The sequence below is a fragment of the Streptomyces sp. NPDC005775 genome, assembly GCF_042871565.1.
Classification (GTDB): Bacteria; Actinomycetota; Actinomycetes; order Streptomycetales; family Streptomycetaceae; genus Streptomyces.
Map to the genome: position 1 here is coordinate 128702 of NZ_JBIAIU010000012.1, position 21565 is coordinate 150266.

Genomic DNA, 21565 nt, shown 5'->3' on the forward strand with positions numbered 1-21565 from the left:
CCCGGCTGCCGTCCCGCCCGGCGCCCCGCCGCCCCCGGGAGGTAGCTTGCGGGGATGTCCTCATCGCTCCGGCTCATACCGGTCACGTCCGACAACGTCGAAGCGGCGTGCGCCCTCTCCGTCCGGCCCGACCAGAACGGGCTGGTGAAGCCCGTCGCCTGGTCGCTGGCCCAGGCCTACGCCACGCCCGAGACCGCGTGGCCGCGGCTGATCGCCGACGGCGAGACGCTGGTGGGATTCGTCATGGCCTTCCTCGACGTGCGGTTCGACCCCGAGAAGCCTGGTGACCGGTTGCGTTCCGGGCTCTGGCGGCTGAACATCGCCGCCGCGGAACAGGCCCGCGGCTACGGGCGGTTCGCCGTCGAGGCCGTCAACGAGGAGCTGCGGCGGCGCGGATGCACCCGTACGACCGTCACGTACGTGCCCGGCGCGCTCGGCCCCGCGGAGTTCTACCGCAAGCTCGGCTTCCGCCCGACCGGCGAGCTGAGCGGCGACCAGGAGGTCGCGGAGCTGGACCTGACGTAGGCGGCCGGGGCGTCGGCGCGGCCGGGGCGCCCGCCCGTCAGCGGTAGTCCTCCGGGTGGCCCTGCATCCAGGTGCTGACGCGGTCCCGCGTGCCGATCAGATCGTCGAAGTACTTCTTTTCGCCGGCCGTCGAGCTGTCGCCGGCCGGCTTCGCGTGCAGGGCGCTCAGCCAGCCCAGGGGTTCCTTGAAGTGGTCCGGCCCGTCGCTCCGCGCCCTCATCGACTTCTCCAGGCCGGTCAGTTCCTCGTTCACCCGGCCCAGGAAGTAGTCGCAGTCCCCCGCGCCGGGGGTGCAGGTCTCGTCGAGGGTGGCCTGTAGTCCGGCGAAGGCGTCGCGCACCTCCTCCGGCCCGTTGATCTTCGCTCCCCGCTCCGCCTGCGCGTCGGCGGCCGCGTCGGCCGCGTCCGACTCCTCGGCCTTCTCCGCCGCGACTGCCGCCGCCGACGCGTTCACCGACGGGGCCACTTCCGGGACGTCGTCCCCGGGGCCATGCGACGTACTCGCCCCGGTACAACCGGCCAGGGCCGCCACCAGGGCGGCCGTCACCGCCAGTGCGGCGGTGGATGTGCGCACGCGGATCTGGACAGACATCGGAGGCCCCCCTCGTAGGATGGCCCAGACCATACCGCGCGCGTGGCGCGGTGATCAGCCCGTGATCAGCTGCTGGAGCGCGGGTGCGTAGAGGTCGGCGATGCGTTCCGGAGTGGCGCGCGCGCCCGCGCCCTCGCGGTGCAGGCCGAGCGTCGCGCCGAGGCCCAGCAGGTGACCGGCCAGGAGTTCGGCGCGCAGGGCGCGGTCGTCACCGGGGAGCCGGGCGGTCAGGGCGTCGGTGACCTGCTCCTGGAAGCGGTCGCGGAGCAGGGAGCGCTCGTCCTGGTTGCCGAGGGAGAAGACGACGCGCAGCAGCGGATCGGACTTGAGCGTGCGGCGGTGCGTCACCAGCGTGACGACCGTGTGGCGGCCCAGGACGTCCAGCGGGGCGTCGAAGAGTTCCTCGGCCGCCGGGCCGAAGTCGGCCACGGTGTTGAAGAGTTCCTCCTTGCGGCCGAAGTGCTTGACCACGAGCGACGGGCTCACCCCCGCGTCCGCGGCGATCTGGCGGATCGTCACCTCGGCGTACGGGCGCTGGGTGAACGCCCGTCGCGCGGCGCGCAGGATCGCGTCCCGGCCGCTGCCCGCCTCCGCGGAGGCGGGGGCCGTCGCGATGGCCTGGCCGCCGGTCATGCGCCCTCCTGGATTCCTGCCGTCCGGGCACCCCCTTCGCTGGTGCCCGGCGCCTTGCGGCTCCCCTCGACCGTACCCGCACCGGCCGGCGTCCTGCCCGGCAGGAACAGCGTGACGGCCAGCGCGGCGAGTGCCGCGCCCGCCGCGATCACGAAGACCAGCTGGTACGCGTGGAGCGTCGGGGCGGTCCTGCCGCCTGCCTGGAAGGTGATGTTGGCGAGGACCGCGGCGACCGTCGCGCTGCAGAAGGCCTGCCCGATCGACCGCATGAGCGTGTTCAGGCCGTTCGCCGCACCGGTCTCACTGGCCGGCACCCCGCGCATCACGAGGGCGGGCAGGGCCGAGTACGCGATGGCCGTGCCCGAGGCGACGACCGTGGCGCCCGCGATGATCAGCCACAGGCTGTGGCTGGTGAAGTACCGCACCCCGTAGCCGACGGCGATGACCCCGGCGGCCAGCGCGAGGCTGACCTTCGGGCCGTGCTTGGCGGAGATCCGGGCCGAGACGGGCGACAGCGCCACCATCGCCACACCGCCCGGCAACAGGCACAGTCCGCTGACGACGAGCGAGGCGCCGAGCCCGTACCCCGTGGCCTTCGGCTCCTGCACCATCTGTGCGGTGACCAGCGAGTTCGCGTAGAACGCGAAGCCGATCAGCAGTGCGGCGACGTTGGTCAGCAGGACGGCCGGGCGCGCCGAGACCCTCAGGTCGACCATGGGCGTCGCGACGCGGAGCTCGTACGCCCCCCAGAGCAGTGCCACGACCGCGGCGGTCACGAGCAGGCCGACCGTCCGGAGCGAGCCCCAGCCCCAGTCGGCGCCCTGGGTGACCGCGAGCAGCAGGCAGACGAGGGCGGCGGACAGGCCCAGCGCGCCGACCGCGTCGAAGCGGCCGCGGCTGCGCAGCGGGGACTCCGGTACGCAGCGCAGCACCAGCGCGATGTCGATGAGGCCGATCACGCCGGAGACCCAGAACATGGTGTGCCAGTCGAAGTTCTCCACGACGAGGGCGGCGACCGGCAGGCCGATGGCCGCGCCGATCCCGAGCGTCGAGCTCATCAGGGCGACGGCCGACAGGACCCGTTCGGGCGGCAGTTCGTCGCGCAGGATGCTGATGCCCAGCGGTACGACGGCGATCGCGGCCCCCTGCAGGGCGCGGCCGGTGATCAGTACGCCGATGTGGGAGCTGACCGCGCACAGCACCGAGCCCACGACCAGTACCGCCAGGGAGGCCACCAGCACCCGGCGCTTGCCGTACATGTCGCCGACCCGGCCGAGGACGGGGGTGAAGACCGCGCCGGTGAGGAGCGTGACGGTGACCAGCCAGCTCGCGGCGGCCGGGGTGGCGCCGGTCAGCTCGGGGATGTGCGGGAGCAGGGGCACGACGATCGTCTGCATGACCGCGACGACGACCCCGCAGAACGCCAGCACGCCGACGGCGAAGCGGGGGTGCGGGGGCCGGACGCCGGAGGGCGCGGGGCTGACTGGGGCTGGTATGTCCGCGGGCATGTGTCTCCGTACGGTGCTCGGCTGCCGGGAATCATGGGGGTGCACGTCTGTTCACCCCCCAGGGTAAACGCCTGTGCACCCCCTCGGCGACGGGATGCCCGAAGACCGGGTTAGCCTCGGAGCCGATGGCCGGTACGGGCGGACATGCCGCGCGTCCGGCGACGACCTACGAGAAGGCTGAGGTGGCTGCGATGGCGAAGGTTCCGGCAGCGGCGGTAGCGGCGGGCGGACTGGTCGGCGGCTACGCCGTCGCACGGTGGACCAGGAAGCGGCCGCTGGGCGGGGTCGCCCTCGCCGCCGCGGGAGGCGTCGCCGCGTACGAGTGGAACCGGCAGGCCGGGCCGCGCGCCGCCGCCGCCCTGACCACCGCCTACGTGGCCGCCTTCGCGGGATCGCACCCGCTGGCGAAGAAGGTCGGCGCCTGGCCGGCGGTCTTCACCGTGGCGGGCACCGTGGCCGCCGCGTCGTGGGTCGTCACGCGCCGCGCCGCCTGAGTAGAAAAAGTCTCGGGCGGAAAAAGCCTCGGGCGGAAACTCCCTGAGTGGAATCCCCTTGCTCGGAATCTTCTTGGGCGCGGGGTGAACGCGGGCGACGCGGGGTGCGTACTGATGGGCACTCCCCCGCGTAACCCGGGTGCGTATCCGAACGAATCGACAGGACGGATACGCACCCGGCCCTCATCCGTCTCACCAGGCGGCAAGGGCTGTGGGGGCGGCGGCTACGGCCTCAGGCTCCGAACGCCCGCGAGACCGAATAGATCACCAGGCCCGCCAGCGCACCCACCACCGTGCCGTTGATCCGGATGAACTGCAGGTCACGGCCGATGTGGGCCTCGATCTTCTTCGACGTCTGGTCCGCGTCCCAGCCGGCCACCGTGTCGCTGATCAGCGACGTGATCTCCTGCCGGTACGTCGTCACGACGTACACCGCCGCGTCCTCCAGCCAGCCCTCCAGCTTCGCCTGGAGCCGCCCGTCCGTCGCCAGCCTGGCGCCCAGCGCCATCAGTGAGGCCCGGGCCCGCAGCCGCAGCTCGCTCCGCTCGTCCTCCGCGGCCGCGATCACCATCTGCCGGACGGACGACCAGGCGGACGCGATGACGTCCTGGACCTCGCCCCGCCCCAGGATCTCCGACTTCAGCCGCTCCACCCGGGCCCGGGTCTCCGCATCCGTCTGGAGGTCCGCCGCGAAGTCCGTCAGGAACGTGTCGATCGAGCCGCGCGCCGGATGCCCCGGCATGTCGCGCATCTCGGTGAGGAACCGCAGCAGCTCCTTGTAGACCCGTTCACCCACCCGCTTGTCGACGAACCGCGGGGTCCAGCCCGGCGCACCGCCCTGCACCGCGTCCATCACCGAGTCCCCGTGCTGCACCAGCCAGTCGTGCGCCCGCACACAGACCAGGTCCACCACCTTGCGATGACCGCCGTCCGCGACGACCTTCTCCAGCATCTTCCCCAGACCGGGGCCGACCTCCGCCGCGTTCGCCCGCCGGGTGATCGCCTCACCGACCACCGCCTGCACGTCCGCGTCACGGAGCACGGTCAGCGCACCCCGCAGCGCGGTCGACAGCTCGGCCGTCACCCGGTGCGCGTGTTCCGGCTCCGCGAGCCAGGCGCCCAGCCGCCCACCGATGGCGAGGGAGTGGATCCGGTCACGGACGACGCCGGCCGACAGAAAATTCTCGCCGACGAAGGAACCGAGGGAGGCCCCCAGCTGATCCTTCTTCGTGGGAATGATGGCGGTGTGCGGAATCGGCAGACCGAGCGGACGCTTGAAGAGAGCGGTGACGGCGAACCAGTCGGCCAGCGCACCCACCATCCCCGCCTCGGCGGCCGCCGCGACGAAGCCCGGCCAGCCGCCCACCCCCTCGTTCTTCGCCCAGGTGGCGAGGACGTACACCAGCGCGACCAGCAGAAGGAGGCCGGTGGCCGTGGTCTTCATACGGCGTACGCCACGACGCTTCTCCTCGTCCGCCGCGGTGTACGCGAACGAGGCGAGGGAGGCCGGCGGGCGGGTGCCCGTCCGCCGCCCCGGCCCGTCCCCCGCGCCGCCCGCCGCGTCCTCGGCCCTGTCTTCGATCCGTTCCATCCGCTCCACCCGTCCGCGTGCCCGTCGCCCCCGGCGTCCCGTACGCATTGTGCCTACCTGACCTACTCCCGGGCCGCACGTCGAGTTCCCCAGGCCCTGCCGCATCATGGGTCCGACCCACGAACGAATGAGGAGACAGACCGTCCATGCCCAGCCGCCAGGGATCCACCCTGCTCATCGCCCTCCTGGTGGGCACAGCCGCGCTCGCCGCCCTCGTGGCGTTCACGGGGTCCCTGCTGTTCACGGAGCCCCGGGCGAGGACCGTCGCCGCCTCGGGCCCGCAGGGCGTGGCGCGTACCCCCGCCGCACCGGCGCACTCCACCGGCCTCTGGCTCGCCACGTGGGCCGCGGCCCCCGTCCGCGGTGAGACGGACCCGGAGCAGGCGACGGACCCGCACCTGCGCACCATCCGTAACGTCGTCCACACCAGCATCGGCGGCGACGCGGCCCGCATCACCCTGTCCAACCTCTTCGGTACGCATCCCCTGCTCATCGACCGCGTCACCGTGAGCGGCCTCCCGGTGACGTTCCGCGGCGCACCCTCCGTGACCGTGGCCGTCGGCGGGCGGATCGTCAGCGATCCCGTCGTCGTCCCCGTCGCCGCCGACGCCGACCTCGTCGTCGCCCTGCGCACCCCGACGGCCCGGGGGCCGGTCACCGTCCACCCCAACAGCCACCAGACGTCCTCCACCGAAGCCCCGCAGGGCACCCGGGACACCATGGACTGGCGCTACCTCACCGCCGTCGACGTGCGGGGCGGGAAGGCTGCCGGGACACTCGTCGCGTTCGGCGACTCGCTCACCGACGGCAGCGGCTCCACCACCGACGCGAACAGCCGCTGGCCCGACGTCCTCGCCGACCGCCTGGCCGGCCGGTACGCGGTGGTCAACCAGGGCATCGCCGGCAACCGTCTCCTGCGCGACGGCACCGGGCCCCGCGCCCTCGACCGCTTCGAACGCGACGTCCTGGCCGTCACGGGGGCGAAGACCGTCGTCATCGCCCTCGGCATCAACGACGTCCAGGCCTTCCCCCAGGAGACGGACCCCGCCCGGATCACGGACGCCCTGCGCACCCTGACGGAGCGCGCGCACACCCGCGGACTGCGGGTCATCGGCGCGACCCTGATGCCGTACGAGGGCCACCGCAACTGGACGCCCGCCCGCAACGCCGTACGCACCCGGGTCAACGAGGCGATCCGGGCCGGCGGGGTCTTCGACGAGGTCCTCGACTTCGACCGTGCGGCGCGCGACCCGCTGCGGCCCGACCGGCTGCTGCCCGGCTACGACGTCGGCGACCACCTGCACCTGAACGACGCCGGCTACCAGCGCCTGGGCACCCTGGCCGACGTGGCCGGCCTGCTGCGCACCCGGCCTGCGTCCGACGCGCTCTGAGCGATCCGGGACGCTCACGACCTGGTGCTCGACAGCGGGCACCAGGTCGTCACACCCCGGGCCTGTCGTCGCCCTTCTCCAGGCGCGGACGCTCCGCGTCACGCAGCCGCTGCTTCCCGGCCTCACGCAGCCGCTGCTTCTCCGCCTTGCTCCGCTTGTGCTCCACACCGACGCCGCCCATCAGCGCGAAGCCGGTGATCCGCACCCGGGGAGCGTCCGGCGCCGGAATCGCCTCGTCCTTCGTGTGCTCCCCGAAACCGCCCATGATGCCGATGCCACGGACGTCGACGTTCAGATCCGGGGGAACCGTCACATGAATGCCGCCCATGATCGTGAAGCATCGGATGACCACCTCGGGGGCCTCGAAACTCGCCTCGCGCAGATCGATGTGGCCGCCACCCCACATCGCGAAAGCGGTGAACACCCGGCCGACGGTCCAGTTTCCCTGGCGTCGGAACCCGCCCCAGAGCGCGAAGCCGCCGCCGGACGTCGCGGGCTTGCCGATCCGGTCCGACCAGCGGGCCGATGACCCCGTACGCGGCTGCCCGGCGACCACCGACGCCCCCGCGGCACCACCCGGGGCGGGCAGATCACGGACGAGCGGTTCCAGCTCACCGTGCGTGCGGGCCCGGTAGGCGGCGTCGAGCCGTTGCTCGAACTCCTCCATCTGCAGGCGTCCCTCGGCCACCGCCTCGCGCAGAACCTCGGCTATCCGTTCACGTTCGACGTCGCTGGCGCGCATATCCGGGAGTTCGCTTGTCATACCGCGCAGCCTATGGAACGCGGACGCTCCCGTCACCGCACCGAAGGCCACCGGCGCCCCACTACGAGCCGTCGGCCGACGCGTACATCTTCGCGATGACGGCCTCGATGTCCGGTTCCCGCACCGAGAGATCCATCAACGGGTACTCCGCGGCGATCCGCGCCACCAGCGGCGCCGCCGAAGCGGAGGCCGGAAACGCCAGCCACTGCCGCACCCCTTCCACCTTCACCGTACGCACCGACGGCTCCGACTCCAGTCGGATCGGCGGGAGTTCACGCTCCAGATCCACCACGAGCGTCCGCTCGCTCTCACCCACCTCATGCAACCCGGCGAGCGCACCGTCGTACATCAGACGACCGTGATCGATCACCATCACCCGCTTGCACAGCTGCTCGATATCGGTCAGATCATGGGTGGTGAGCAGCACCGTCGTACCGCGCTCCACGTTCAAGTCCCGCAGGAAACCACGGACCTTGGCCTTCGACACCACATCGAGGCCGATCGTCGGCTCGTCCAGGTACAACACCTCCGGGTCGTGCAGCAGCGCCGCCGCGATGTCCCCACGCATCCGCTGCCCCAGGGACAACTGACGCACCGGCACGTCCAACAGCTCGGCCAGGTCCAGAAGTTCGATGCAGCGGTCCATGTTGACCCGGAAGCGGTCATCGGGAATCCGGTACATCCGATGCATCAGCCGGTACGAGTCCCGCAGCGGCAGGTCCCACCACAGCGTCGTGCGCTGCCCGAAGACCACGCCGATCCGCTGCGCCAGCCGCGTACGCTCCCGGGACGGATCGATGCCCGCCACCCGCAGCGAACCGGCGCTCGGGGTGAGGATGCCGGTCAGCATCTTGATCGTCGTCGACTTCCCGGCCCCGTTCGGACCGATGTAACCGACCATCTCGCCGCGCGCCACCCGGAAGCTGATCCCGTCGACGGCCCGCACCTCACGCCGTTCGCTGCGCAGGAACCCCGTCCTGCGGCGGACGTCGAAGACCTTCTCCACGCCGTCGAGCTCGATGAAGTCCGTATCCATGTCCATGTCCGCCGCCTCTTCCCGCTCGCCCCGCCTCAACTTCCCGTACTCCGGTACGCCCGCAGCCCCGCCCGCCACGCCAGACCCGCGGCCGCCCCGCACGCACCCGCCACCAGCGGCGGCAGGAACGCCACCCAGTCCGGCAGGCCCAGCGGATAGTCCCGGCCCAGCACGTACAGGGACGGCAGCCAGTTCACGAACGCCAGCGGCACCACGAAGGTCACCCCCCGCACCAGGTCCGTCGCGAAGACCGTCGGCGGATACTGGAGCAGCGTGGCACCCCCGTACGTGAAGGAGTTCTGCACCTGCGAGGCGTCCTGCGCGACGAACTGGAACGCCGCCCCCGCCACGAACACCGCGGCGAAGATCACCCCACCGCTCAGCACCATCAGCGGCACCAGCACCACCTTCGCCACCGACCAGTCGATGTCCAGCGTCACCAGCGCATACCCCAGCACCATCAGCCCCTGGGACACCCGCCCCAGCCGGCGCAGCGCGAACCGGTCCGCCGCCACCTGCGCGAGCACCGGAACCGGCCGCACCAGCAGCGTGTCCAGCGTGCCGTCCCGCACCCGTCGGCCCAGCCGGTCCATCGAGCCCATCAGCAGATCCGCCAGACCGAACGACATACCCGATGCCCCGTACAGCAGAGCGACCTCCGGCAGCGAGTACCCGCCCAGCGCGTCGACGTGGGAGAACATCAGCAGGATCGCGACGAAGTCGAACGCCGTCGCCGCGAAGTTCCCGAACGTCGTCATCACGAACGACGCCCGGTACGCCATCGTCGAACGCAGCCACATCGCCACGATCAGCCCGTACGCCCGCACCCCCTCAACCACCCGCGACCGGGGGACGAACACCGCTCCCGGCGCGGCCACCACCCCCGTGTCGACCGCCTCCACCGCCTCAGCCACCCTGGACCACCACCCTCCGTGTCGCCACCGACTGCAACAGCCGCCCCGCCAGCAACAGCGCCACCGCCCAGCCCGCCTGGAACGCGTACACCCGCACCAGACCCCAGCCCGTGTACCTGCCGAGGAACACATCGGCCGGCACCTGGAGCAGCGCCGACCACGGCAGCGCCCGCGCCACCTCACCCAGCAGCCCCGGGAACAGATTCAGCGGCAGCAGCATCCCCGAGAAGAACGTCCCCGCCAGGAACGCGATCTGCGCCGCGCCCGCCCCGTCCATCAGCCAGAAGGCCGACAGCGCGACCATGTAGCGGATCGCGAAACTCACCACCACGCCCAGCGTCACCGCGACCAGGAACGCCACCCAGGTCCCCGGCGACGCGGGCATCGTCAGATCGAAGGCGAACGAACCGAAGATCATCGGCACGATGCCGCGCCCCAGCAGATGAAACGCCGCGCGGCCCAAGTCACCTGCCAGCCACCACAGTTGCAGATCTACCGGCCGGTAGAGATCGACCGCGACATCACCCGTGCGGATCCGCTCGATCAGCTCGTCCTCGAAGCCGCCGCCCATCATCACGCACGTCATCAGGAGCGCCTGACCCAGCCACACGTACGTGAGCGCCTGCGACATGTCGTAACCGCCCAGCTGCGGACGCTCGTCCCACAGCGCCGCATACGTGTACGCCAGGATGAAACCGAAGACGGTGTTGGTGAACACCCCCGCCGCCGTCTCGATCCGATACGTGGCATAGCGCCGGAACCCGCCCGCCGCCACCACCGCGTAGAGCCGCACCACAACCACCCCCCGCGATCGGGGTGCCCCGCCGCGCGCGGACACCAAAGCGCAGGAGCCTAGCCCAGCCGGGGCAACCGCCGCGACCGCTTTACGGAGGTCGATCCGATAGTTATTCCATAGAAAAGTGCAGTATGGGAGAACTGACCGCGGCCGAGGAGTCTGCACCGACATGAGCGACGAGCCACAGCAGCAGAACGGGGACCCGGCAGACCGGGGCTGGACCCCCAGGGACCTGTCTGCCGACGCTGCCGCCCCCGCGGAACAAGGCACCCCGGCCACCGGAGGCGGCGACGGCAAGGGCGGCACCGGCGGCGGCGACGGCACCGGCGCGGGCAAACAGAAGAAGCCGAAACGCCCCAAACGCACCGGCTGGCGCCGCGCCATCCCCACCTGGCGCATGGTCCTCGGCGGCATCCTCCTCATCGCACTGGTCCTGATCGGCGGATTCATCGCCGGCTACCAGCTCGTCGACATCCCGCCCGCCAACGCCAGCGCCACCGCCCAGTCCAACGTCTACCTCTACAAGGACGGCAGCGTCATCGCCCGCGACGGCGACGTCAACCGCGAGAACGTCAGGCTCGCCCAGGTCCCCCGCACCGTCCAGCACGCCGTCCTCGCCGCGGAGGACCGCGACTTCTACTCCGAACGCGCCGTCGACATCACGGCAATGGCCCGGGCCGGCTGGAACACCCTCACCGGCAAGGGCAAACAGGGCGGCTCCACCATCACCCAGCAGTACGTCAAGAACTACTACCTCGGCCAGGAACAGACCGTCGTCCGCAAGATCAAGGAATTCTTCATCGCGATCAAGCTCAACCGCGAAGAGTCCAAGGACCAGATCTTCGAGGGCTACCTCAACACCAGCTACTTCGGCCGCAACGCCTACGGCATCCAGGCCGCAGCCCAGGCCTACTACAGCAAGGACATCGGCGACATCACCACCGCCGAAGGCGCCTACCTCGCCTCCCTGCTCAACGCCCCCAGCGCCTACGACGTCATCACCCACCCCGAGAACAAACCCGCCGCCCTCGCCCGCTGGAACTACGTACTCGACGGCATGGTCAAGGAGGACTGGCTGGGAGCCGGCGAACGCGCCGCCCTCACCTTCCCCCTCCCCGGCCCCGTCAAGCCCGCCAACAGCCTCTCCGGACAACGCGGCTACATCGTCCAGGCCGTCGACGACTACCTGATCCAGAACGACATCCTCGACGAGAAAACCCTTGCCACCCGCGGCTACCGCATCACCACCACGCTGGAGAAGACGAAACAGGACGCCCTCGTCGAAGCCGTCGACGACAACGTCATGTCCAAGACCAGCAAGAAGAACGCGGCCGACCGCAACGTCCGCGTCGGCGGCGCCTCCATCGACCCCGCCACCGGCCGCGTCCTCGCCATGTACGGCGGCATCGACTACACCCGGCAGTACGTCAACAACGCCACCCGCCGCGACTACCAGGTCGGCTCCACCTTCAAGCCCTTCGTCTTCACCTCCGCCGTCGCCAACCACTCCACCACCCAGGACGGCCGCCGCATCACCCCCGGCACCCTCTACGACGGCACCAACAAACGCATGGTGCAGGGGCCCGACGGACCCACCGGATACGACCCGGCCAACGAGGACGACCGCAGCTACGGACCCATCACCGTCCGCACCGCCACCGACAAATCCGTCAACGCCGTCTACGCCCAGATGGCGGAGGACGTCGGACCCGAGAAGGTACGCGCCACCGCCATCGACCTCGGCATCCCGAAGAACACCCCCGACCTCACCGCCTCCCCGTCGATCGCACTGGGCCCCGCCACCGCCAGCGTCCTCGACATGACCGAGGCCTACGCCACCCTCGCCAACCACGGCAAGCACGGCGCCCACGTCCTCGTCGACAAGGTCACCAAGGACGGCGAGAGCGTCCGGCTCCCCGACCGCACCACCGAACAGGCCGTCCCCCACGAAGCCGCCGACACCACCACCTCGATCCTCCAGAGCGTTGTCAACGGAGGAACCGGCACCGCCGCCCAGGGCGCCGGCCGCCCCGCCGCCGGCAAGACCGGCACCGCCGAGGAGGACAAGGCCGCCTGGTTCGCCGGCTACACCCCCGACCTCGCCACCGTCATCGCCGTCATGGGCCAGAACCCCGACACCGGCGCCCAGAAACCCCTCTACGGAGCACTCGGCCTGCCCCGCATCAACGGCGGCGGCGCCCCCGCCCAGACCTGGGCCCAGTACACCGCGGCCGCTCTGCGGGGCACCCCCGTCGCACAGTTCGACCTCGACCTGGAAGCCGGCACCGACGAGACCGCACTCCCCACCGACGAGAACACAGCCCCCGGCACCACCCGCACACCCAGCCGCACACCCTCCAGCACAGCCCCGGACACCCCGAGCACCACCCCGCCCAGCACCCCGTCCGCCCCACAGACCACGCCCGACACCACCGACACCGACGGCGGCCCGACGGACGGCGGCACCGACACCGAGGGCGGCGACAACGGAGGCGGCACAGGCGGCGAGGGCAACGGCGGAAACGACAACGGAGGCGGGGACGGCGGAGGCGGCACAGGCCTCCTCGAAGGCCCCCGCGCCGCCGCCGTCCCCGCCATCCCCGCCCGTCAGTGACCCGACGTCGCCTTCAGCCCCACCACAGCCACCAGCAACAGACACACGAAGAAGATCCGGGCCGCCGTCACCGGCTCATGCAGCACCACCATGCCCAGCACCGCCGCACCCGCCGCACCGATACCGACCCACACCCCGTACGCCGTACCGATCGGCAGAGTCCGCGCCGCATGCGACAACAACAACATGCTCGCGACGATCCCCAGGCCCGTGAACACACTCGGCCACAACCGGGTGAACCCCTCGGTGTACTTCATCCCGATCGACCAGGCCACTTCCAGCAGACCCGCGACCACCAACAGAACCCACGCCACGACGGCACCTCCGACGACACAGAACACACGAACAACACGGGTGCGTCGTCTTTACGGAAACCCGGTACGGCGCGTCTCGTCGGGGTCACACCACCGTAGCAAAGAACAGGCAAAAGGCCCGGTGACCGCAGTCACCAGGCCTCCTCCCCCACTCCACGGGCGCTACAGATACAGCCCCGTCGAATCCACCGAACCCTCGAACCGGTCCGCAGCCACCGCGTGCAGATCCCGCTCGCGCATCAGCACGTACGCCACTCCCCGCACCTCGACCTCGGCACGGTCCTCGGGGTCGTACAGGACCCGGTCCCCCGGCTCCACCGTCCGCACGTTCTGCCCCACGGCGACCACCACGGCCCACCCCAGCCGGCGCCCGACCGCAGCCGTCGCCGGAATCAGAATGCCGCCACCGGAACGCCGCTCACCCTCGGGCGAATCGGACCGGACCAGCACACGGTCGTGCAACATCCGAATGGGCAGCTTGTCGTCGCTGTTCTCGCTCACGCCCCGCAACCTACCTGGCCGCGAGGCGGGCACGCGCCCTTGGGGTCAGCGGTTCTTCCGGCGCCGGGACACGACGACCAGCCCCACCACGCCCACCGCCAGCAACGCCGCCGGAATCACCCGCTCCAGACGCGGCGCACCCTCCTCCGACACGAACTGCGCCTTCACGTCCGAAACCGTCCGGTTCACCGCGACGAACGCCCGCCCGGCCGTCCGGTCCACGGTTTCGGCCACCTTCGCCTTCGCGTCACCCATGATCGTCTTCGGGTGCACCCGCACCCCGATCTCATCGAGCACCACCGCGAGCTGCTCACGCCTGCTGATGATGTCCGCCTCGATCTGCGCAGGGCTCCTGGCATCCGACACTGCGCCGCCTCCGTGGTCCTCGTCCGGTAAACCTTCATCGACAGTCTGTCAGCTCGACCGCTCCCGCACCCGGCGGCACCCCTATTACTCTCGGTCCCGTACACCCCACGTACCAACGAGGAGAACCATGAGCGAGCGCCTCCAGCCCGGCGACACCGCCCCCGCCTTCACCCTCCCCGACGCCGACGGGAACGACGTATCGCTCGCGGACCACAAGGGCCGCAAGGTCATCGTCTACTTCTACCCCCGCGCCCTTACCCCCGGCTGCACCAAGCAGGCCTGCGACTTCACCGACAACCTCGACCTCCTGGCCACCGCCGGCTACGACGTCATCGGCGTCTCCCCCGACAAGCCGGAGAAGCTCGCGAAGTTCCGTGACGAGGAGAACCTCAAGGTCACCCTGGTCGGTGACCCCGCCAAGGAGACCCTGGAGGCCTACGGCGCCTTCGGCGAGAAGAAGAACTACGGCAAAACGGTGATGGGCGTCATCCGCTCCACGATCGTCGTCGACGAGAACGGCAAGGTCGAGCACGCCTTCTACAACGTGCGCGCCACCGGCCACGTCGCCAAGATCATCAAGGACCTGGGCATCTGACCCTCCGGCCGAGCCACCTCGAACCGCCCGGGGATTGAGCCGAATGGCCGAAAACATGTGATGGACATCCCAATCCCCGGGCGAATCGGTTTGCAACCGCCATGTCCGCGCAGAAGCCTTTCCTGGAACACCCACCGAGGAAAGGACCCGGCCATGGCGGCCTCCGACCCCCAGCAGGTGGCCGACCCCGAAGCGGTCAAACGCCACCCCGCCCTCTTCCGTGCCATCCGAAAGCGCCAGAACCCGAAGCTGCGCAGGACGGACATCACGGTCACGGACGACCAGGCGGTCAAGCGCGCGGTCAAGGCGGCATCCCTCGGTAACGCCATGGAGTGGTTCGACTTCGGCATCTACTCCTACCTCGCCGCCACCCTGGGTCATGTCTTCTTCCCCTCCGGGAACGACACCACCCAGCTCCTCTCCTCCTTCGCCACCTTCGCCGTCGCCTTCCTCGTGCGACCGCTCGGCGGCATGTTCTTCGGCCCCATGGGCGACAAGATCGGCCGCAAGAAGGTCCTCGCCCTCACCATGATCCTCATGGCGGTCGGCACCTTCGCCATCGGCCTGATCCCCTCCCACGACACCATCGGCGTCGGGGCCCCCATCCTCCTCATCCTCTTCCGGATGCTCCAGGGCTTCTCGACCGGCGGCGAGTACGGCGGCGCCTCCACGTTCATCGCCGAGTACGCCCCCGACAAGCGACGTGGCTTCTTCGGCAGCTTCCTCGAATTCGGCACCCTCGCCGGATACGTCGGAGCGGCCGGCCTCGTCACCGCGCTCTACGCCCTCCTCAACGACACCCAGATGGAGTCCTGGGGCTGGCGCATCCCCTTCCTCGTCGCCGGCCCCCTCGGCCTCGTCGGCCTCTACCTGCGACTGCGCCTCGACGAAACCCCCGCGTTCCAGAAGCTGGAGGGCGGCACCGCACACGCCACCGAAGCGGCGGACAGCGTCGAGACGACCGCCAAGGGCGACCTCGCCAAGATCTTCCGCAACTACTGGCCGACGCTGATCCTCTGCATCTGCCTGGTCGGCGCGTACAACATCACCGACTACATGCTGCTGTCGTACATGCCGACGTACCTCTCCGACGAACTCGGCTACAGCGAGACCCACGGCCTGCTGATCCTGCTCGCGGTCATGGTGTTCCTCATGGTGATCATCAGCCAGGTCGGCAAACTCTCCGACCGCTTCGGCCGCAAGCCCCTGCTGATGACCGGCATGCTCGGCTTCCTGATCCTCTCCCTCCCCGCCTTCCTCCTGATCCGCCAGGGCAGCATCCCCGCCATCACGATCGGCATGCTGATGCTGGGCCTCTCCCTGGTCTGCATGCTCGGCACGATGTCCGCGGCGCTCCCGGCGCTGTTCCCGACGAACGTCCGCTACGGGTCCCTGTCGGTGGGCTACAACCTGAGCGCGTCGATCTTCGGCGGTACGACCCCGCTGGTCATCACGGCCCTGATCAGCGTCTCGGGCAGCAACCTGATGCCGGCGTACTACGCGATGGCGGCGGCGCTGGTGGGCGTGATCGCGGTGGCCTGCATGAAGGAGACCGCCAACAAGCCGCTGGCGGGATCGCCCCCGTCGGTGGAAACGAGCGCGGAGGCGGAGGAACTGGTCGCGGCCCAGACGCCGGACCCGAAGTTCTGATCCTTGCCTCTTGCACGGTCCGTACCGCATCCAGGGAAGCGGTACGGACCGTTCCGCATCTTGTCGGATATCGGACGTGACTCCCCGATAATCGGTTCGTTGATCCGTACGAGGCCACGAACGCGCGGCCGGATACGGAGGGGAACGTGCCGGGTCAGTTTGTGTACGAGCGGGAGAGGCTCACCGGCGCGGTCGCCGAGGCGAAGAACTGGACGGACCTGATGAGTCGGCTCGGGCTCAAGAAGAGTGGGGGCCAGCGGCGCGTTCTGCAGGGGAAGGTGGCCGAACACGGTCTGGATACGTCCCACTTCCAGAAGCGCAGCCCGTGGCAAAAGTACCCGGACGCGGCCATTGCAGCGGCCGTCGCGTCCTCTTCGTCGCTACGCGAGGTCGTCACCAAGCTCGGTGCACCACCCGCCAGTGGCACGCTCTCCCACATCAGCCGCCGCATCGCAGCTGCGGGATTCGATGTCAGCCACTTCCCTGGCATGAACCGCCCGCATCTGGACCTGGTGTTCACCACAGAGGAGCTACGGACGGCCACGGCCGCCGCCGACAGCATCCGCGGAGTGGCGCGCGGCCTGGGAATGGGTGACGACAGCCAGTCGCGCTCAGCACTGGCGGGCCTGCTGCGCAGGAGCGGCATCGATACCTCGCACTTCCGCAATGCGCGCCTCGCCATTCCAGAGGCCGCCCTGCGCGATGCCGTTCCGAGAGCCAGCAGCTTCGCGGAGGTCCTGTGTGCACTCGGTCTTGAGGTAAAGGACTCGAACCACCGCCGGGTGCGACGCAAGGTCCTTCAGTTGAAGCTCGACACGAGCCACTTCACACGACGCCCTTGGGCTTCGATCCAGGTGCGCGAGCCCAAAGCGCTCGCACCGACGACCTTGGTTGTCAAGCCGCAGGGGTCAGCACGCACGAACCGGGAGAGCCTTCACCGCTCTCTGCAAGAGATTGGGGTCGCGTACCGCTGCGAGTCCTGCGGCAACCGGGGGAAGTGGCTGAAACAGTCCTTCACGCTTCAGATCGACCACATCAATGGCGATTGGTGCGACAACCGGGCCGAGAACCTTCGTTACCTCTGCCCCAACTGCCACGCGCTGACTGACACCTGGTGCCGGAAGAAGTTGCCTTCCCAAAGGCTCCACACAGCGACCTGACTGTGCCACGAAGACCTCTGCCACTACGATGGCTATGAGTATGCGGCCGTGGCGGAATGGCAGACGCGCGCCGGCTTAGGACCGGGTGAGCTTCGCTCGTGTGGGTTCGAATCCCACCGGCCGCACAGCAGGATGGGCCGCCCTTCGGGGCGGCCCATCCGCATGTTCAACCCACCAACTCCCGCACCACCGGCACCAGCCCCCGGAACGCCTTCCCCCGGTGGCTGATCGCGTTCTTCTCCGCCGCGGAGAGCTCCGCGCAGGTGCGGGTCTCGCCCTCCGGCTGGAGGATCGGGTCGTAGCCGAAGCCGCCCGTGCCGGACGGGACGTGGCGCAGGGTGCCGAGCAGGCGGCCCTCGACCACGCGTTCCGTGCCGTCGGGGAGGGCGAGGGCGGCGGCGCAGGCGAAGTGCGCGGCGCGGTGCGGTGCGTCGATGTCGGAGAGCTGGGCGAGGAGCAGGTCGAGGTTGGCCCGGTCGTTGCCGTGGGTGCCGGACCAGCGGGCCGAGAAGATGCCGGGGGCGCCGCCGAGTACGTCGACGCAGAGGCCGGAGTCGTCGGCGATGGCGGGGTGGCCGGTGGCCCGGGCGAGGGCGTGGGCCTTGAGGAGGGCGTTCTCGGCGAAGGTGACGCCGGTTTCCTTGACGTCGGGGATCTCCGGGTACGCGTCCGCGCCGACGAGTTCGTGGGTGAGGCCTGCGTCGGCGAGGATCGCGTGGAGTTCGGTGATCTTCCCGGCGTTGCGGGTGGCGAGGATGAGGCGGGTCATGGGTCGATTATCGCCGCGCCGGGATGGCGGGCGTTACGGCGTGCAGACCTTGCCGATCTCTGTCGCCGCGTCGGTGACGGGGGTGATGTCGGGGGTGGCGTCGCCCTTGTCGATGGAGTCGCGGACGTTGCCGACGCCCGCCCGGAGGTCGTCGACGGCCTTGCTGAGGTCGGCGTCGTCGGTCTTGTCGCCGAGGTTGTCGAGTTCCTTCTGGATCTCGTCGAGTGATTCGGAGGCCTGGGTGGGGTCGTTGGAGGCGTTGGCGACGGCCTGTTGGAGGTTGTCGACGCTGGTGGCGATGGCGTCGGCGGTGCGGACGCAGTCGAGGGTCTTGTCGAGGGCGCCGCAGCCGGCTGCGGTGGTGACGGTGAGCAGCGCGGCGGTGATGGCCAGTGCGGTGCGGCGGTGGCGTCGGTGGCGCGTGGCCATGGTGGGTCCCTCCCCGGGTGCGGATACGCGGACGGGCGCACGGTTCGACCCGTGCGCCCGTATTCGTATCGACGCTGTGCGGGGGGACTTGGTTGCTTCTTTACCTGGCGGGCTCTACTCGCCGAGGGTGCGGGCGAGGGCGTCGTTCTGGAGGGCGGTGAGGTCGACGCAGCCTGCCGTGGCGAGGTCGAGGAGGGCGTTCAGTTCCTTGCGGTCGAAGGGCTCGGCCTCGGCGGTGCCCTGGATCTCGACGAAGCGGCCGTCTCCGGTGCAGACGACGTTCATGTCGGTCTCGGCGCGGACGTCTTCCTCGTAGCAGAGGTCGAGGAGGGGGGTGCCGTCGACGATGCCGACGCTGATGGCGGAGACGGTGCCGGTCAGCGGCTTGCGGCCGTGCTTGATGATCTTCTTGCCCTGGGCCCAGGTGATGGCGTCGGCGAGGGCGACGTAGGCGCCGGTGATGGCGGCGGTGCGGGTGCCGCCGTCGGCCTGGAGGACGTCGCAGTCCAGGACGATGGTGTTCTCGCCGAGGGCCTTGTAGTCGATGACGGCGCGCAGGGAGCGGCCGACGAGGCGGCTGATCTCGTGGGTGCGTCCGCCGATCTTGCCGCGTACGGATTCGCGGTCGCCGCGGGTGTTGGTGGAGCGGGGCAGCATGGAGTACTCGGCGGTGACCCAGCCTTCGCCGCTGCCCTTGCGCCAGCGCGGGACGCCTTCGGTGACGGAGGCGGTGCAGAAGACTTTGGTGTCGCCGAAGGAGACGAGTACGGATCCTTCGGCGTGCTTGCTCCATCCGCGTTCGATGGTGACGGGGCGGAGCTGGTCGGGGGTGCGGCCGTCGATACGAGACATGGCGTCGACTTTATCGGGTGCGGGGTGGGGGCCGTTGCGGTGCGGGTGTGCGCCGGGTACGCCGCAGGCCCCGTCCTGGTGGACGGGGCCTGCGGCGTCCCGGGCCGGGGCCCGGGGGTTCAGCGGTGGGTCACATCATGTCTTCGATGTCGGCGGCGATGGGGTCGGCGTCGGTGCCGATGACGACCTGGATCGCGGTGCCCATCTTGACGACGCCGTGGGCGCCGGCGGCCTTGAGCGCGGCTTCGTCGACCTTGCTCGGGTCGATGACCTCGGTGCGGAGGCGGGTGATGCAGCCTTCGACCTCTTCGATGTTCTCGATTCCGCCGAGCCCGGCGACGATCTTCTCAGCCTTGCTGGCCATGGCCTTCTCCCTGGTTCTTCACGTACGTGCGACGGCCCACCCTGGGTCCGTTTCGTCACGGTAACGCACGGTTGGCCCAACTTCGCGAGCGAGTGGCCTGACCATCACCAATGATGACGATCACCGGCGCCCTGTCTTCCGGGCGGGCTCCGCACCGTACCGCAACTGGTCTACACCAGTCTGCAACACCCGCCACACGTGGCCTGTTCCGGGAGGACGCCGATGAGCTCAAGCAGCGCGACGATCCCACAGAAGAAGTGGTGGAACGGCCTCTTCCAGGGCCTCCAGAAGATGGGGCGCAGCCTCCAGCTCCCGATCGCCGTCCTGCCGGCGGCGGGCATTCTGAACCGGCTGGGCCAGCCGGACGTGTTCGGCGACGAGGGTCTGGGCTGGAACAACCTCGCCAAGGTGTTCGCGGCGGCCGGTGGTGCGTTGCTGGACTCGGGCCTCGGTCTGCCGTTGCTGTTCTGTGTGGGTGTCGCGATCGGCATGGCGAAGAAGTCGGACGGGTCCACGGCGCTGGCCGCGGTGACGGGTTTCCTCGTCTACTACGCGGTGCTGCACGCGTTCCCGGTGGACTGTGACAGCGGTTCGACGTTCGTCTCGGGTGGTACGTGGTTCGGTACGTGTGTCACGGGTGACGCGCAGGTGACGGCGGCCGAGTACCAGAACCCGGGAGTGTTCGGCGGGATCGTGATGGGCCTGATGACGGCCTGGTTCTGGCAGCGGTACCACCGGGTGAAGCTGGTGGACTGGCTGGGCTTCTTCAACGGCCGCCGGCTCGTGCCGATCATCATGGCGTTCGTCGCCCTGCTCTTCGCGGCGCTGTGCGCGTGGGTGTGGCAGCCGATCGGTGACGGTCTGACCAGCTTCTCGAAGTGGCTGGTGGACCTGGACTGGGCGGGGTCGGGCATCTTCGGTGTGGCCAACCGTGCGTTGCTGGTGATCGGTCTGCACCAGTTCCTGAACACGTTCGTCTGGTTCCAGTTCGGTGACTACACCAAGCCGGACGGGACGATGGTGCACGGTGACATCAACCGGTTCCTGGCGGGTGACCCGACGGCCGGTCAGTTCACGACGGGCTTCTTCCCGATCATGATGTTCGCGCTGCCGGCGGCGGCGCTGGCGATCTACCACTGCGCGAAGCCGCATCGTCGCAAGGCGGTCGGCGGCATGATGGTCTCGGTCGGGCTGACGTCGTTCGTGACGGGGATCACGGAGCCGATCGAGTACTCGTTCCTGTTCGTCGCGCCTCTGCTGTACGCGATCCACGCGGTGCTGACGGGTGTGTCGATGGCGGTGACGTGGGCGTTCGGGGTGAAGGACGGCTTCAGCTTCTCGGCGGGTCTGATCGACTACGTCATCAACTGGAGTTTGGCGACGAAACCTTGGCTGATCATCCCGGTCGGGCTGGCGTTCGCCGCCGTGTATTACGTCATCTTCCGGTTCGCGATCACCAGGTTCAACCTCCAGACGCCGGGCCGGGAGCCCGACGAGGTGGAGGAAGAGATCGAGAAGGACCTGACGAAGTAGCCGAAGCAGCTGCTCCGACCAGGGCTTACGCCCTGGGCGGCGAAGGCCCCCGGACCACCGGTCCGGGGGCCTTCGGCATGTCACTGTGCGTGGGTGATGGCTGCTGCGAAGTAGTCGGAAATTGCAGGTTCCTTATCTAACCCTCACCGTGCTACAACTGGTCTACACCACTCAG

23 protein-coding genes, 1 tRNA gene and 1 riboswitch are annotated in these 21565 nt (G+C 69.7%); of the genes, 9 read left to right on the top strand and 15 right to left on the bottom strand.

Annotation, left to right across the window (positions count from 1 at the left end; translation table 11 throughout):
• Positions 1-54: 54 nt before the first annotated feature.
• Complete coding sequence (locus ACFYPA_RS26460; RefSeq protein WP_359082388.1) at positions 55-525, top strand: GNAT family N-acetyltransferase; 471 nt, start codon at positions 55-57, stop codon at positions 523-525.
• Positions 526-562: 37 nt separating this feature from the next.
• Here the strand turns inward: ACFYPA_RS26460 and ACFYPA_RS26465 are convergent, their stop codons facing one another.
• From ACFYPA_RS26465 to ACFYPA_RS26475, 3 genes are read right to left on the bottom strand one after another with little or no spacing between them, the layout of a single operon-like run.
• Complete coding sequence (locus ACFYPA_RS26465) at positions 563-1117, bottom strand: hypothetical protein (RefSeq protein ID WP_389134519.1); 555 nt, start codon at positions 1115-1117, stop codon at positions 563-565.
• A 54-nt stretch (positions 1118-1171) separates the two neighbouring features.
• A complete protein-coding gene (locus ACFYPA_RS26470; protein WP_389134522.1) occupies positions 1172-1750 on the bottom strand; it encodes a TetR family transcriptional regulator in 579 nt (192 codons plus the stop codon).
• Positions 1747-3258, bottom strand: a complete 1512-nt coding sequence (locus ACFYPA_RS26475; protein WP_359082385.1) for an MFS transporter — start codon at positions 3256-3258, stop codon at positions 1747-1749. Before ACFYPA_RS26475 ends, ACFYPA_RS26470 begins: the two co-directional genes overlap by 4 nt.
• 191 nt (positions 3259-3449) lie before the next feature.
• Here ACFYPA_RS26475 and ACFYPA_RS26480 point away from each other — a divergent pair, with 191 nt between their 5' ends.
• Positions 3450-3752: a hypothetical protein gene (locus ACFYPA_RS26480; RefSeq protein WP_359082384.1), complete on the top strand. Its 303-nt coding sequence runs from the start codon at positions 3450-3452 to the stop codon at positions 3750-3752.
• A gap of 232 nt (positions 3753-3984) precedes the next feature.
• On the opposite strand, the gene ACFYPA_RS26485 is transcribed toward ACFYPA_RS26480, so the two are convergent.
• On the bottom strand, positions 3985-5343 hold the full coding sequence (locus tag ACFYPA_RS26485; protein ID WP_389134525.1) for a DUF445 domain-containing protein: 1359 nt from the start codon (positions 5341-5343) through the stop codon (positions 3985-3987).
• Between the two features lie 146 nt (positions 5344-5489).
• On the opposite strand from ACFYPA_RS26485, the gene ACFYPA_RS26490 reads away from it, so the two are divergent.
• On the top strand, positions 5490-6734 hold the full coding sequence (locus tag ACFYPA_RS26490; RefSeq protein ID WP_389134528.1) for an SGNH/GDSL hydrolase family protein: 1245 nt from the start codon (positions 5490-5492) through the stop codon (positions 6732-6734).
• Between the two features lie 49 nt (positions 6735-6783).
• On the opposite strand, the gene ACFYPA_RS26495 is transcribed toward ACFYPA_RS26490, so the two are convergent.
• The 4 genes from ACFYPA_RS26495 to ACFYPA_RS26510 all read right to left on the bottom strand — a co-directional run bounded on the left by ACFYPA_RS26495 (position 6784) and on the right by ACFYPA_RS26510 (position 10240).
• Entirely contained in the window at positions 6784-7476 is a 693-nt protein-coding gene (locus ACFYPA_RS26495) for a DUF1707 domain-containing protein (RefSeq protein ID WP_359317013.1), read from the bottom strand.
• A gap of 82 nt (positions 7477-7558) precedes the next feature.
• Positions 7559-8533, bottom strand: coding sequence for an ATP-binding cassette domain-containing protein (locus tag ACFYPA_RS26500; protein ID WP_389134636.1), 975 nt, complete (start codon positions 8531-8533; stop codon positions 7559-7561).
• A 35-nt stretch (positions 8534-8568) separates the two neighbouring features.
• A complete protein-coding gene (locus ACFYPA_RS26505; protein WP_389134531.1) occupies positions 8569-9447 on the bottom strand; it encodes an ABC transporter permease in 879 nt (292 codons plus the stop codon).
• Positions 9440-10240 carry an ABC-2 family transporter protein gene (locus ACFYPA_RS26510; RefSeq protein WP_359082502.1) on the bottom strand — a complete coding sequence of 267 codons (801 nt, stop codon included), beginning with the start codon at positions 10238-10240 and terminating at the stop codon, positions 9440-9442. Before ACFYPA_RS26510 ends, ACFYPA_RS26505 begins: the two co-directional genes overlap by 8 nt.
• A gap of 172 nt (positions 10241-10412) precedes the next feature.
• Between ACFYPA_RS26510 and ACFYPA_RS26515 the strand changes: the two genes are divergently transcribed.
• Positions 10413-12857 carry a transglycosylase domain-containing protein gene (locus tag ACFYPA_RS26515; RefSeq protein WP_389134533.1) on the top strand — a complete coding sequence of 815 codons (2445 nt, stop codon included), beginning with the start codon at positions 10413-10415 and terminating at the stop codon, positions 12855-12857.
• Here ACFYPA_RS26515 and ACFYPA_RS26520 read toward each other — a convergent pair.
• The 3 genes from ACFYPA_RS26520 to ACFYPA_RS26530 all read right to left on the bottom strand — a co-directional run bounded on the left by ACFYPA_RS26520 (position 12851) and on the right by ACFYPA_RS26530 (position 14038).
• Entirely contained in the window at positions 12851-13171 is a 321-nt protein-coding gene (locus ACFYPA_RS26520) for a multidrug efflux SMR transporter (protein ID WP_018555875.1), read from the bottom strand. The genes ACFYPA_RS26515 and ACFYPA_RS26520 overlap by 7 nt on opposite strands.
• Before the next feature lie 39 nt (positions 13172-13210).
• A riboswitch (guanidine-III (ykkC-III) riboswitch) is annotated at positions 13211-13276 on the bottom strand.
• A 57-nt stretch (positions 13277-13333) separates the two neighbouring features.
• Positions 13334-13672 (bottom strand): co-chaperone GroES, encoded by a 339-nt coding sequence (locus ACFYPA_RS26525; protein WP_136325477.1) that lies wholly within the window; start codon positions 13670-13672, stop codon positions 13334-13336.
• Between the two features lie 45 nt (positions 13673-13717).
• Complete coding sequence (locus tag ACFYPA_RS26530) at positions 13718-14038, bottom strand: DUF3618 domain-containing protein (RefSeq protein WP_359082378.1); 321 nt, start codon at positions 14036-14038, stop codon at positions 13718-13720.
• Between the two features lie 127 nt (positions 14039-14165).
• On the opposite strand from ACFYPA_RS26530, the gene bcp reads away from it, so the two are divergent.
• The 4 genes from bcp to ACFYPA_RS26550 all read left to right on the top strand — a co-directional run bounded on the left by bcp (position 14166) and on the right by ACFYPA_RS26550 (position 17568).
• Positions 14166-14633 carry a thioredoxin-dependent thiol peroxidase gene (gene bcp / locus ACFYPA_RS26535; protein WP_389134537.1) on the top strand — a complete coding sequence of 156 codons (468 nt, stop codon included), beginning with the start codon at positions 14166-14168 and terminating at the stop codon, positions 14631-14633.
• Positions 14634-14786: 153 nt separating this feature from the next.
• On the top strand, positions 14787-16283 hold the full coding sequence (gene proP, locus ACFYPA_RS26540) for a glycine betaine/L-proline transporter ProP (RefSeq protein WP_359082376.1): 1497 nt from the start codon (positions 14787-14789) through the stop codon (positions 16281-16283).
• Positions 16284-16429: 146 nt separating this feature from the next.
• A complete protein-coding gene (locus tag ACFYPA_RS26545; RefSeq protein ID WP_389134540.1) occupies positions 16430-17443 on the top strand; it encodes an HNH endonuclease signature motif containing protein in 1014 nt (337 codons plus the stop codon).
• Positions 17444-17485: 42 nt separating this feature from the next.
• Positions 17486-17568, top strand: a tRNA-Leu gene (locus ACFYPA_RS26550).
• Positions 17569-17609: 41 nt separating this feature from the next.
• Here the strand turns inward: ACFYPA_RS26550 and rdgB are convergent.
• The 4 genes from rdgB to ACFYPA_RS26570 all read right to left on the bottom strand — a co-directional run bounded on the left by rdgB (position 17610) and on the right by ACFYPA_RS26570 (position 19857).
• Complete coding sequence (rdgB, locus tag ACFYPA_RS26555) at positions 17610-18212, bottom strand: RdgB/HAM1 family non-canonical purine NTP pyrophosphatase (protein ID WP_359316849.1); 603 nt, start codon at positions 18210-18212, stop codon at positions 17610-17612.
• A gap of 33 nt (positions 18213-18245) precedes the next feature.
• Positions 18246-18641 (bottom strand): hypothetical protein, encoded by a 396-nt coding sequence (locus tag ACFYPA_RS26560; RefSeq protein WP_359082373.1) that lies wholly within the window; start codon positions 18639-18641, stop codon positions 18246-18248.
• Positions 18642-18755: 114 nt separating this feature from the next.
• Complete coding sequence (rph, locus tag ACFYPA_RS26565; RefSeq protein ID WP_359082372.1) at positions 18756-19493, bottom strand: ribonuclease PH; 738 nt, start codon at positions 19491-19493, stop codon at positions 18756-18758.
• A gap of 130 nt (positions 19494-19623) precedes the next feature.
• A complete protein-coding gene (locus ACFYPA_RS26570) occupies positions 19624-19857 on the bottom strand; it encodes a glucose PTS transporter subunit EIIB (protein ID WP_018517946.1) in 234 nt (77 codons plus the stop codon).
• A 222-nt stretch (positions 19858-20079) separates the two neighbouring features.
• Here ACFYPA_RS26570 and ACFYPA_RS26575 point away from each other — a divergent pair, with 222 nt between their 5' ends.
• Positions 20080-21390 carry a PTS transporter subunit EIIC gene (locus ACFYPA_RS26575; RefSeq protein ID WP_359316845.1) on the top strand — a complete coding sequence of 437 codons (1311 nt, stop codon included), beginning with the start codon at positions 20080-20082 and terminating at the stop codon, positions 21388-21390.
• Positions 21391-21565: the final 175 nt, after the last annotated feature.